The organism is Blastococcus sp. TF02-09 (assembly GCF_003319105.1).
In the GTDB taxonomy this organism is placed as follows: Bacteria; Actinomycetota; Actinomycetes; order Mycobacteriales; family Geodermatophilaceae; genus Blastococcus.
This window is the reverse complement of the sequence record NZ_QOHH01000007.1, coordinates 35,816-47,993: the sequence shown is the minus strand read 5'-3', so window position 1 is coordinate 47,993 and position 12,178 is coordinate 35,816. Positions and strand designations below refer to the sequence as shown.

10 protein-coding genes are annotated in these 12,178 nt (G+C 72.5%); 8 read left to right on the top strand and 2 right to left on the bottom strand.

Features of this window, described 5'->3' with window-relative positions; all coding sequences use genetic code 11:
• Positions 1-220: 220 nt before the first annotated feature.
• From DQ239_RS12030 to DQ239_RS12010, 5 genes are all read left to right on the top strand, one after another.
• Complete coding sequence (locus DQ239_RS12030; protein ID WP_147252098.1) at positions 221-595, top strand: hypothetical protein; 375 nt, start codon at positions 221-223, stop codon at positions 593-595.
• 39 nt (positions 596-634) lie between these two features.
• Positions 635-886: a hypothetical protein gene (locus DQ239_RS12025; RefSeq protein WP_113834666.1), complete on the top strand. Its 252-nt coding sequence runs from the start codon at positions 635-637 to the stop codon at positions 884-886.
• Positions 887-1,178: 292 nt separating this feature from the next.
• Positions 1,179-1,928, top strand: coding sequence for an aminoglycoside phosphotransferase family protein (locus DQ239_RS12020; RefSeq protein WP_113834665.1), 750 nt, complete (start codon positions 1,179-1,181; stop codon positions 1,926-1,928).
• A 93-nt stretch (positions 1,929-2,021) separates the two neighbouring features.
• Positions 2,022-3,518: an AMP-binding protein gene (locus DQ239_RS12015; protein ID WP_113834814.1), complete on the top strand. Its 1,497-nt coding sequence runs from the start codon at positions 2,022-2,024 to the stop codon at positions 3,516-3,518.
• A 31-nt stretch (positions 3,519-3,549) separates the two neighbouring features.
• Positions 3,550-4,530, top strand: coding sequence for a phosphotriesterase (locus tag DQ239_RS12010; RefSeq protein WP_113834664.1), 981 nt, complete (start codon positions 3,550-3,552; stop codon positions 4,528-4,530).
• Positions 4,531-4,551: 21 nt separating this feature from the next.
• Here DQ239_RS12010 and DQ239_RS12005 read toward each other — a convergent pair whose 3' ends face one another.
• Positions 4,552-4,980: a hypothetical protein gene (locus DQ239_RS12005; RefSeq protein WP_113834663.1), complete on the bottom strand. Its 429-nt coding sequence runs from the start codon at positions 4,978-4,980 to the stop codon at positions 4,552-4,554.
• Between the two features lie 208 nt (positions 4,981-5,188).
• Between DQ239_RS12005 and DQ239_RS12000 the strand changes: the two genes are divergently transcribed.
• The 3 genes from DQ239_RS12000 (at position 5,189) to DQ239_RS11990 (ending at position 11,108) form a co-directional block, all read left to right on the top strand.
• Entirely contained in the window at positions 5,189-8,965 is a 3,777-nt protein-coding gene (locus tag DQ239_RS12000) for an ABC transporter ATP-binding protein (RefSeq protein WP_113834662.1), read from the top strand.
• A gap of 286 nt (positions 8,966-9,251) precedes the next feature.
• Positions 9,252-10,013 (top strand): hypothetical protein, encoded by a 762-nt coding sequence (locus DQ239_RS11995; RefSeq protein ID WP_113834661.1) that lies wholly within the window; start codon positions 9,252-9,254, stop codon positions 10,011-10,013.
• A gap of 87 nt (positions 10,014-10,100) precedes the next feature.
• Complete coding sequence (locus tag DQ239_RS11990; RefSeq protein ID WP_113834660.1) at positions 10,101-11,108, top strand: lipase; 1,008 nt, start codon at positions 10,101-10,103, stop codon at positions 11,106-11,108.
• A gap of 8 nt (positions 11,109-11,116) precedes the next feature.
• Here the strand turns inward: DQ239_RS11990 and DQ239_RS11985 are convergent, their stop codons facing one another.
• Entirely contained in the window at positions 11,117-12,106 is a 990-nt protein-coding gene (locus DQ239_RS11985; RefSeq protein WP_113834659.1) for a YihY/virulence factor BrkB family protein, read from the bottom strand.
• Between the last annotated feature and the right edge of the window lie 72 nt (positions 12,107-12,178).

Genomic DNA, 12,178 nt, shown 5'->3' with positions numbered 1-12,178 from the left:
TATTTGCCGCGGCAGGACAGCTGTGATGGTTGCGACGGGTCGGGTCGGTCGAGAACCATGGGGGTTGGCTCCAGCGCGATGACATGCGATGCAAATCGAGCTTGCTGATCGCCCGTGCATCCAGCTTGCCGAGTGCTCCACTTAAAGCGCTCTCCCTCGCGCTGGGGGAATTGATTCGTGTCCGCCGGGACGACAAGGTGACGCGTGGAAGACTATGACGGTGGCTAGCGCCGATGATGAGCGCTGCGCCGAAGCGGACTCCATCCTGAATAATCGCTCGACGCCGACCGCAGTAGCACGCCAGCGCGAGCAGTGGAGGGCGGTCTGGCTGATCGCCGCCGGAACGGTGCTTTCCGTCGGTGTGGTCGGCGTGGCCCTGGGAAGCGGCACTGCCGCTGGTTGGCACTCCACTGACGTGAACGAGCCTGCTTCATGGCAGTACGCGGTCGGCTTCACCCTCCTCGGAATCGGTGCGGTAGGTGGTGTCGCCTCCCTCGTGTCGCTCGGTCGAGCAGGACTGTTCGGGGCAGGCTGGCGCATGCCGGCGAGCGTGCTGACCTCCGGGCAGCGGAAGGAGCTGGTCCGCGAGATTTGAGGACGCGAGCCGCTCGATCCCGCTCATCTGGACCTCGCGGTGAGCCTTGCGCGGCAATTGGAACTTCAGCGGCGCTCGGCGCTCTCGATGCTCTTCGTCATCCTCGTGTTGATCGGTCAGGTGGCACTAGCCCAGGATCTGCTGCGCCTGTGCCTGTTGGCCTTCGTGATTCTCCTGGCTGGCGTTGTCATTCCTCGCCTTCTCCGCGAAGCCAACTGGGCGGAAAGTTTCCTCGACCAGCAGGTCCATTCCGTCGAGGGCTGCCCGGATTCCACCGAGGAAAGCCGCTGAAGCCTTTGCTCATCCCCTTCTGGATGACGTCGGCGTGCACGCTGGAGAAGCGTTCGTGCCTCGTCGTCCAGCCACGACAACGGCTTTGTCGCGCCGTCGGCCTTCGAGTCGGTGCTCAGCACCCTGACGCTGAGGCAGGACGTTGGGCACCGAAGCGGTCCCCAGCTGGCTAGGGTCGGGTGGTGACCTGCTCCGAGCCAGGGACGTCACAGCTGCTCCGGATCGCCGCCGACCGGTACGGCCGGGTCGAGCTGGTCGAGGAGTGGACCTGGCCGCACGGGGAGTCGCGTGTGTGGCTCGGGTGCGCACCGGCTCCGGAGACGTCGTGGTCAAGTGGGTGCGCTCACCCCGTACGTTCGCCCGCGAAGTGCGGGCGCTCCGCGAGTTCACCCCGCTCCTCGCCGGCGACGCCTCGCAACTGCTGGACCTCGATGAGACCGCGCAGGTCTTGGTGGTGACGTTCCTGCCCGGTGACCTGGCCAGCAGCCCGCGGTGGTCCGAGCAGCCGGCTGTCCACGAGCGTGCGGGGCGGCTGCTGCGCCGGCTGCACGAGAGCGCGCCGCCGCAGCCTCTGCCGGACTACGCGCAGCAGCTCCTGAAGAGCTTCGACGGTTGGGCCGAGCGCGCGGCGGCGTTGGTCGACGCCTCGGATCTTGGCCGGGCGCGGGCTATCGCGGCAACTGTCGCCGACCTCGGCCCGGTGGACGGCGTCCCCGCCCACCGGGACAACACCGAGCGGAACTGGCTGGTCGACGATGCGGGTCACGTCCGCCTCATCGACTTCGGGGCCTGTGACGTCGAGCCGTGGTGGGTGGACCTGCAGCGGCTCGAGGCGCGGGAGTGGAGCGGTCGACCCGATCTGCAGCAGGCCTTCCTGGCCGGGTACGGCCGGCCCATCGACGACCGCACCCGCCACCTCTTGCGCGTCTACCGTGCGCGTGCGGCCGTGAGCACGATCGCCTGGGCGACCGAGCACGACGACCTGGTCTTCGCCGACGAGGGGCGGGCGCAACTGCAGGCGCTGCTGGCGGACTGCCGGTAGTTGAGCGCCCGCGTCGCGCTGGTCTGGACGCGCGGCCTCCCCGACGACAGACTCCGGGAACCAGCACCGGACGACGACGTCACGGAGGTCGGCATGCCGTACCCCTTCGACCGCAGTGGGATCGAGGAGGGCCCGGACGGCATCCGCCGCTACCGGGACCTGCCGCGGAACCTGCCCGAGGTCCTGCGGTCGGCGGTGGACAGGCGCCCGGACGGCCAGGCCCTGGTCGAGCTCGGTGGCGAGCGGGCGACCTACCGGCAGCTGTGGGACCGTGCCGCCCGGGTCGCCGGTGGCCTGCGCGCGGGCGGGGTGCAGCCGGGCGATCGGGTCGCCAACCGGCTGCCCAACGGCAACGACTGGGTCTACGCGTTCTGGGGCACGCTGCTCGCCGGCGCCGTCGTCGTCCCGGTGAACACCCGCTTCGCCGAACCCGAGGTCCGCTACGTCGTCGAGGACTCCGGCGCCGCCTTCGTCTTCGAGCCCGGCGCCGCCCTGCCCGACGGCGAGCCGCTGGAGACCACCGACCAGGCGCACACCGACCTGGCCGGCATCTTCTACACGTCCGGCACGACGGGCTTCCCCAAGGGTGCGATGACCACCCACGAGAACTACATCTCCAACATCGAGACCTGCCTGCGCTGCCTGAACCTCGGCCGGGAGCCCCGCACCACGCTGATATCCGTGCCGCTGTTCCACGTCACCGGCTGCAACTCCCAACTGCTGGTGGTCACCGCGGTGGCCGGGACGTCGGTGATCATGCCCGCGTTCGAGGTGCAGGCGTTCCTGCGCGCGATCCAGGACGAGCGCGTCGACGTCCTCACCACCGTGCCGGCCATCTACTGGCTGGCTCTCCAGCAGCCGAACTTCGCCGACATCGACACGAGCTCGGTCATGTCGCTCAGCTACGGCGGCGCGCCCATCGCCCCCGACCTGGTGCACCGCCTCCAGCAGGCGTTCCCGACGGCGCGGGTGGGCAACGGCTTCGGGCTCACCGAGACCTCCTCGGTCTCCACCTACCTGCCGCACGAGGACGCCGCCGAGCACGCCGACTCCGTCGGCTACCCGGCCCCGGTGGTCGACGTCCAGGTGGAGGCGCCCGATCCGGAGACCGCGGTGGGGGAGCTGCTCATCCGCGGCCCGCACGTCGTCGCCGGCTACTGGCGCAAGCCCGAGCAGACGGCGGAGACGTTCGTCGACGGCTGGCTGCACAGCGGCGACCTGGCCCGCATGGACGACGAGGGACGCGTCTACATCGTCGACCGCAAGAAGGACATGATCAACCGCGGCGGCGAGAACGTGTACTGCGTCGAGGTGGAGAACGCCCTCGCCGCGCACCCGGCCGTGGGTGAGGTCGCCGTCGTCGGCGTCGCCGACTCGATGATGGGCGAGAAGGTCGGCGCGGTCGTGGTCCCGCTGCCCGGCAGCTCGCTCGACGCCACCGAGCTGATCGCGTTCGCCAAGGAGCGGCTCGCGGACTTCAAGGTGCCGCAGTACGTCGTCGTCCGCTCCGAGCCGCTGCCCCGCAACCCCGGCGGCAAGGTGCTCAAGCCGACGCTGCGCGAGGGCACCGACTGGCAGCCGGTGCGCTGAGCCCGACAGCCCAACTACCCGAGGGGAAGCCATGCCCACCGTCGAGACCGTCCGTGGCCCGATCGACACCGCCGACATGGGGCCGACCCTCATGCACGAGCACGTGTTCGTGCTCTCCACCGAGCACCTGCAGAACTACGGCGACGGCGACTGGTGGGACGAGGACGAGCGGGTGGCCGACGCGGTCACCAAGCTTAACGAGCTCAAGGCGCTCGGCATCGACACGATCCTCGACCCGACGGTGTGGGGGCTGGGTCGCTACATCCCGCGGGTGCAGCGGGTCGCCGAGCAGACCGACCTCAACATCATCGTCGCCACCGGCCTGTACACCTACGACGAGCTGCCGCACCAGTACGAGCACCGCGGCCCGGGCCTGCTGCTCGACCTGCCGCGCGACCCGATGGTCGACGACTTCACCCGCGACATCCGCGACGGCATCGCGAACACCGGCGTCAAGGCGGCGTTCCTCAAGTGCGTGGTGGAGGCCAAGGGCCTGACCCTCGGCGTGGAGCGGAACCTGCGCGCCTGCGCGGCCACCCATCGCGACACCGGGGCGCCGATCACCGTGCACACGTCGGTGGGCAACCAGGCGGGGCGGCTGGCCCTGCAGGTGTTCCGCGACGAGGGCGTCGACCTCACCAAGGTGGTCATCGGGCACGCCGGCGACAGCAACGACCTCGACTACCTGAGCGAGCTGGCCGACGCCGGCTGCCTGCTCGGCATGGACCGCTTCGGCCTGGACATCTACAACCCGACGACGTCGCGGGTGGACACGATCGTCGCGCTCGCCGGACGCGGCTACGCCGACCGGATGGTGCTCGCCCACGACGCGAGCTGCTACATCGACTACTTCCCCGGCGTCGAGGCGCAGGCGGCCAAGGAGCAGATCGCGCCGAACTGGAACTTCACCCACATCAGCAAGGACGTGCTGCCGCTGCTCCGGGAGCGGGGCGTCACCGAGGAGCAGATCCGGCAGATGCTGGTCGAGGCGCCGCGGCGCTACTTCGAGTGACCGGCTGACGGACCGGCGGAATCAGAAGTCGGCGCCGATCCCCGTGCAGGCGTCGGCGAGCTCGTCGAAGGCCCGCTGCAGGTCCGCCCGGTTGTCGGTACCGAAGACGCCGAGCTCTGCCGCCTGCTTCGCGAAGGACAACTGGAGCTCCAACCTCCCCAGCGCCAGCTCCACCGTCGGCGTCGTCCCGGACGGCTCCGTGCTCGGCAGCTCGGCGGACAGCAGGGCGCTCTCCAGATCCCCACCGGCGAGGCCGTCGGCCACGGGCGCGAGGGCGAGACGGGTCTCGGTGCATGCCTGCGCGGCGGCGGCCCGGTCGGCCGTGGAGGCGGTGGTCGTCTCCGCCGCAGCCGACGGGGCGGACGACTCGGCAGCACCGTCGGACGACCCACCGCCACCGCACGCCGTCAGTGCGCAGCCGATCACGCAGGCCAGGAGCGAGCGACGCATCATCATCCTCGTGCTGGTAGGTCGAACGCACGGTATCCGGAGACGGCGCATCACGGGAGGTCCTTGCCCCTGAGCGCGGCAACGCGTCGGCCCCGCCCCGACGTCGGGCTGACCGGCCGGACCCCTTCCGGCGCGGACTGCACGGTCCGTCGCACACTGGAGGTGTGCCGTCCCCCTCCGTCGTCCTCCCGGGGGCGGCGGCCAGCTCGTGACGGCGACCGAACTCCAGCCGACCGGCACTCGCGGCCTGGCCGAGCCACCGCCGCCCGAGGCCGGCTGGCTCACACGGCTCGTCGGCTATTGCCTGCGCCACCGCGGTGACCTGTTCGGGGCCTTCGCCGCTGCGCTCGTCGCGTCGGTGGTGGCAGCGATCGCGCCGCTGCTGACCCGCGAGGTCGTCGACCGGGTGGTGGCCGGCGTCGAGGCCGGCCGCGCGGTGGACGTGACGCCGTTCGTCCTTGCGCTGGTCGGGGCCGGGACCTTGCGGTTCGCCGCCGGGTTCGTCCGCCGGTACCTGGCCGGCCGGCTCTCCCTCGACGTCCAGATGGACCTGCGCAACGACGTCCACGCCGCGCTCGCCCGGCTCGACGGGCCCGGGCAGGACCGGATGCAGACCGGCCAGACGGTCAGCCGGGCGATCAGCGACGTGACGCTGGTCCAGGGGCTGCTGGCCTTCCTGCCCAACCTGACCGGCAACGCCCTGCTCTTCGTCGTCTCGCTCGGCGTCATGGCCTACCTGTCCCCGCTGCTCACCGTGGTCGCGCTCGCCGTCGGCCCGGCGCTGTGGTGGGTGGGCCTGCGCTCGCGGCGCGACCTGTTCCCGGCGAACTGGGCGGCGCAGCAGCAGGCCGGGGCGGTCGTCGGCGACGTCGAGGCGGCCGTCACCGGCGTCCGCGTGGTCAAGGGCTTCGGTCAGGAGGACCGGGAGCTGGACCGGGTCGACGCCGGCGCCCGCCGCCTGTACGGCACGCGGATGCGGGTGGTCCGCTACACCTCGCGCTACAACCCCCTGCTCCAGGGCGTGCCGGCGCTGGGCCAGGTGGGAGTGCTCGCGCTCGGCGGCTGGCTCGCGCTGCGCGGCGACATCAGCCTCGGCACGTTCCTGGCCTTCGCCACCTACCTCGCGGCGCTGGTCTCCCCGGTGCGCCAGCTGGCCGGCCTGCTCACCATCGGGCCGCAGGCGCGGGCCGGGGTCGAGCGGGTCCTGGAGATCGTCGACGCCCGGCCCGAGCTGGTCTCCGGCACCGGCGCGCTGCCCGAGGGGCCGCTGACCGTCGAGCTGGACGACGTCACCTTCGGCCACGACGACGAGCGGCCGGTCCTGTCGGGGGTGTCGCTGCGGATCGAGCCGGGGGAGACCCTCGCGCTCATCGGCACCGCCGGCTCGGGCAAGTCGAGCGTGGTCAACCTGCTGCCCCGGTTCTACGACGTGTCCGGAGGGGCGGTGCGGATCGGCGGGGTCGACGTCCGCGACCTCGAGATCCACGGTCTCCGGTCCGCGCTCGGCGTCGTCTTGGAGGACAGCTTCCTGTTCTCCGACACCGTCCGGTCCAACATCGCCTTCGGCCGCCCGGACGCCACGGACGACGAGGTACGCGCCGCCGCCCGCGCCGCGCAGGCCGACGGCTTCATCAGCGAGCTGCCGCACGGCTACGACACGGTGGTGGGGGAGCAGGGGCTGACCCTGTCCGGCGGCCAGCGCCAGCGGGTCGCGCTGGCCCGTGCGCTGCTGGTCGACCCGCGCGTGCTCGTCCTCGACGACGCGACGTCCGCCGTCGACGCGGCCGTGGAGGCGCGGATCCACGAGGCGCTGCGCCGGGAGATGCGGGGCCGGACCACGCTGCTGGTCGCGCACCGGCGGTCCACCCTGGCGCTGGCCGACCGGGTCGCCGTCCTGGACGCCGGCCGGGTGGTGGACGTCGGCACCGCCGCGGAACTCGAGGCGCGGTCACCGCTGTACCGGATGCTGCTCTCCGGAGCGGAGGGCGACGTCCCGCCGCTGGTCGAGAGCCCCGGCGGCATCACGCCGGAGGCCTGGCCGGAGCCCGAGACGCCGGCCGAGGACGACGGGCCGTCGCGGGCCGCCACCGCCGCCATCGGCGCGCCCGGGCGCGGAGGCGGAGGAGGCGCGGGCATGGCCGCTGCCGCCGCTCCCACCCCGGCGCTGCGACAGCTGGTCGACCGGCTGTTGCCGGCGGACGAGCTGCCGGACGTGCCCGCGCATCGGGCCCGGGCCGCCGACCCCGACTTCTCGCTGTGGCGGCTGATCCGGCCCTTCCGCTGGCCTCTGGCCGGGGCCCTCCTCCTCGTCGCCGGCGACACCGCCGCCCAGCTGGCCATCCCCGCCCTCGTCCGGAAGGGCGTCGACGACGGCGTCGCCGCACAGTCGCTGTCCCTGCTGCTCGCCGTGGCCGGTATCGCGCTGGCCGTCGTGGTGGCCGACTACGGGCTGTCCCGCGGCTCGACCTGGCTGGCCGGGCGGACCGGTGAGCGGCTGCTCTACACGCTGCGGGTGAAGACCTTCGCCCAGCTCCAGCGGCTCGGCCTGGACTACTACGAGCGCGAGCTCGGCGGCCGAATCATGACGCGGATGACGACCGACGTCGACGCGCTGTCGGCGTTCCTGCAGACCGGGCTCACGACCGCGGTGGTCAGCGTGCTCACCCTGACCGGGGTGCTGGTCGCGCTGTTCCTCTTCGACGTCCAGTTGGCGCTCGTGCTGGTGGCCGTGCTGCCGGTGCTGGCGGTGGCCACCGTCTGGTTCCGGTCGCGGTCGGTGCCGGCCTACACGGAGGCGCGCGAGCGGGTCAGCGCGGTCAACGCGCGGCTGCAGGAGGACGTCGCCGGGGTGCGGGTCATCCAGGCGTTCGACCGCACCGAGCACTCGACCGCCGTCTTCGAGGGCTACGCACGGGCCTACCGCGACGTCCGGCTGCGGGCGCAGCGGTACATCGCCACCTACTTCCCGTTCGTCGAGTTCCTGTCCGAGGTGGCCGCCGCCGCGGTGCTCGCGGTCGGCGCGGCCCGGCTCACCTCCGGCAGCATCACCGCCGGCGTGCTGATCGCCTTCGTGCTCTACGTCGACACCTTCTTCTCACCGGTGCAGCAGCTCTCGCAGGTCTTCGACAGCTACCAGCAGGCCTCGGTCGGGCTGCGGCGCGTGCGGGACCTGCTGCGCACCCCGACGTCGACCCCGGCCGCCGACCACGCGGAACCAGTGGGGCGGCTGAAGGGGGAGGTCCGGCTGGACGACGTCACCTTCGCCTACCGCGGCGCGCCCGCTCCGGCGCTGCGGAACGTGTCGCTGACCGTCGCGCCGGGGGAGACGCTCGCGCTGGTCGGCGAGACCGGGGCCGGCAAATCGACGGTGGTCAAGCTGGTCGCCCGGTTCTACGACCCGACGTCCGGCGCGGTGTGCGTGGACGGTGCTGACCTGCGCTCGCTGGATCTGCTGCAGTACCGGGCGCGGCTGGGCGTGGTGCCGCAGGAGGCGTACCTGTTCGCCGGGACGGTGCGCGACGCGATCGCCTACGGCCGGCCCGACGCGACCGACGCCGAGGTCGAGGCCGCCGCCCGGGCCGTCGGCGCGCACGACATGGTCGCCGGCCTCCCGATGGGTTACCGCACGCGGGTGGGGGAGCGCGGCCGGGCGCTGTCGGCCGGGCAGCGGCAGTTGCTCGCCCTGGCCCGCGCCGAGCTGGTCGACCCGGACGTGCTGCTGTTCGACGAGGCGACGGCGTCGCTGGACCTGGCCACCGAGGCCGCGGTCACCCGGGCGGCCGACGCGGTCGCGCGGCGGCGGACGACGCTGGTCGTCGCCCACCGGCTGACGACGGCGGCGCGCGCGGACCGGGTCGCCGTGCTGGACCACGGGCGGCTGGTCGAGATCGGGACGCACGACGAGCTGCTCGCCGCGGGCGGTGCCTATGCCGCGCTGTGGGCGGCGTTCATGGCCGACGAGGACGCCGACCCGCTCATGGACTGACCCGCGGTCGCACGCGATCCGGTCGCGCCGGACTGGGGCCTGCCCTCAGCACCGCGCGCCGGTGGGTAGACACGCGGGCGCCCTGCTCGTCACGCTGCCCCCGATCGCGACCCTGCGTCGGGGAGCCCCCATGAGATCTCATCGGACGAGTCGTCGATCGGCGCGGGACTGGCGCTGTGCAGCCGCGGCGTCCCTGGCGTCGGCAGTCATCGTCGCGTGCGCCCCGGACGACGGTGGCGGCGACGGAGGCACGACGGCTCCTCCGGACTCCTCGGGTGGGGACGGCGTGCCCACCCCCGCCGGACCGGGAACGGCCGGCCCGGCGCAGCCCGGCACCGCGGCGGAGGCGGGCTGCGAGGAGACCCCGGACACGCCTGACCGCCTCGAGATCGATGCGCGGTACGACGCCTGGGTCACGGCGTGCCGGAGCACGGACGGCGCGGTGCTCACGCTCGCCAACATCACCGCCGCCTCCACGCTGGTGGTCTTCCCCGTCGAGAGCGCGGTGGACTGGGAGTTCGGTGACGCGCCCGGAGACACCATCGGCGAACTGGCGGTCGCGAGCGCTGTCCCGGCAGGCACGTTCTCCACCGGCGCGGCCCTGCTGCCGCCAGGGGTGTCGGTCACGGTCACGTCGCAGACGGGGGAGTCCTTCACCCTCGACATGCAGGTCGACGCGCGGGGGACCGCGACCGCCATGGCAGCCGGCTCCGTGGGCGACTGGTTGGCGAGCAAGGTGCCGCAATCGCGGACCGGCCGGTACCGGGACCTGGTGACGGGGTGCGCCCAGGAGTTCGGAGCGATGGCGCAGACGAACCCGGGAGTCCAGTGGCAGGACCTGCTCCGGCAGGCCTTCAGCGTCCAGCAGAGCTGCGCCTCCCTGTACACCGCGGTGAAGCAGGAGGTGGCGGCACCGCCGGGCAACGCGGCGGCGGTGGCCGACGAGGCGGCCGAGCTGGCCCGATCCAACCCGGCCAAGAAGGCCGGCGTCTGGGACGACATCCTCAAGGCGGCACGCAGCGGGGCGGTGCGCCTGTTCACCAGCTGACCGGACGACCACAACCTGCGGCCGGACGGGTCGTTGACCAACCCGGCGGCGCGCGCCGGAGCGTGCCCGGGAGTCGAGGAGTGCCCCGTGCGCGGAGTCCGTTCCTGGTTGGTGGCGGCGGCCGCAGCCGCCATGGTCGTCGCACTGCCCGGGGCGGCGTCCGCCACCGACGGGTTCGCGCCGCTCGACCGCCCCGGTCCGGCGCTCAGCGTCCCGAAGGCACAGCTGAACGCGGCCCTCAGCTGCAACGGACCGCTCACCGGGCTGACGAAGGACCCGGTGCTGCTGGTCCCCGGCACCACCGTGACGCCGGAGCCGAACTTCTCCTGGAACTACGAGCGCGCCTTCACCGCCATGGGCATCCGCTGGTGCGCCGTCACGCTGCCGTTCGACGCGACCGGTGACATCCAGGTCGCCGCCGAGTACGTCGTCCACTCGCTGCGCACGATGAACCGGAAGTCCGGCCGCGAGGTCGACGTCGTCGGCTGGAGCCAGGGCGGCATGGTGCCGCGGTGGGCGCTGCGCTTCTGGCCCGACACCCGGACGACCGTCGACGACGTCGTCGGGCTGAGCCCCTCGAACCACGGCACCGTCCTCTCGGACGTCACGTGCGGGGACTGTAACCCGGCGTTCCACCAGCAGGCCTCGCAGTCGCAGTTCCTCCGCGCGCTCAACAGCGGAGCCGAGACCTTCGCCGGCATCGACTACACGGTCGCCTACACCCGGCTCGACGAGGTCGTCGTCCCCAACGCCGGCCCGACCCCCAGTTCCGCGCTGCGCACCGGACAGGGCCGGATCGCCAACATTGCGTTGCAGGACGTCTGCCCGACGAACACCGCCGAGCACTTCGCCATCGGCAGCTTCGACGCCGTCGGCTTCGCGATCGTCGCCGACGCGCTCGCCCACCCAGGTCCCGCCGTCCGCACCCGGATCCCGGTCACCACGTGCGCGCAGCTGTACCAACCCGGCGTGAACCCCGCGACTTTCGCCACCGACTTCGCAGGGCTCGTCACCTACGCCGGCAACCCGGCGGGCAACGCCCCGGACGTGCCCGAGGAGCCCCCGCTGAAGCCGTACGTCTTCGCCCGCCGGTAGGGAGGCGGTCAGTCGCCGTCGCGCCCCGACTGCCGCTCGGGCTCGTCGAAGGTGACGTGCACGGTCTCGAAGCCCTTGAGGCGCTCGGCCTTGGCCTTGCCGGTGTAGCTGCGCCGGTCGCCGGGGGTGAGCTCGACGGCGTCGGTGAACGGGGTGAGCAGTGCGCGCGGGTAGAGCTTGTCGACGCGGACCACGTTGACCTCCACGCAGAGCACGGCGAAGACCGCGGCCAGGTACAGGAAGGCCAGCAGGCCGAGCACCAGGGCGAACACCCCGTTGACCGCGCTCGCGCTGTCCATCACTCGGCTGACGTAGGTGACCCCGAAGGTCTGCAGGAGCTGCCAGAGGACGGCGGCGAGCAGCGCACCCGGCAGCACGTCGCGCAGGCTCACCTTGCGGGTGGTGGCCAACCGGAACGCGAACGTGAAGATCACCGCGTTGATCAGCACCGATGCGACCAGGACCAGGGTCCGCACGACCCCGCCGAACGAGCCGGCGTCGGCCGCGCCCACCGTGGACAGCGCCGTCGTCCCGATCACCGCCAGCCCGGCCGTGGCGAGCAGCAGCAGGCTGCGGCCGCGAGCCAGGAACGGGTTGGGCCGGTTGTTGCGCGGCACGTTCCAGGCGGTGTTCATGGCGTGCTGCAGCGCCTGCGCGACGCCCAGCCCGCCGTACAGCGCACCGAGCACACCGACGACGACGGCGGTGGTGCCGCCGCTGAGGCTCTGCGGCTCGCCCAGCTGCTCGCCGACCACCGGCAGCTGGCTGAGCGCGGAGTCGATCAGCCGCTCCTGCAGCTCCGGGTTCCCGGCCAGCACGGTGCCGAGGATGGTCGAGGAGAGCAGCAGCAGCGGGAACATCGAGACGAACGCGTAGTACGTGATCAGCGCGGCCAGGAACGGCCCGGAGTCGTCGACGTACTTGTAGACGACGGCGATCGGGAAGCCCGCCGCCGGATGACGGCGCTGCAGGCGGTCGAGCCGGTCCACGAGAGCCACGCGCGCAGTCGATCACGACGACCGCCCCCGCGCTCCCGGACCGGCCGACGTCACACGCACATCGGACCCGCC

Bases quoted from the DNA above. Each gene is read 5' to 3' on its own strand.
- DQ239_RS12015 (WP_113834814.1), top strand. From the start codon at position 2,022: ATGCCGTACCCCTTCGACCGCAGTGGGATCGAGGAGGGCCCGGACGGC.
- DQ239_RS12010 (WP_113834664.1), top strand. From the start codon at position 3,550: ATGCCCACCGTCGAGACCGTCCGTGGCCCGATCGACACCGCCGACATG.
- DQ239_RS12005 (WP_113834663.1), bottom strand. From the start codon at position 4,980: ATGCGTCGCTCGCTCCTGGCCTGCGTGATCGGCTGCGCACTGACGGCG.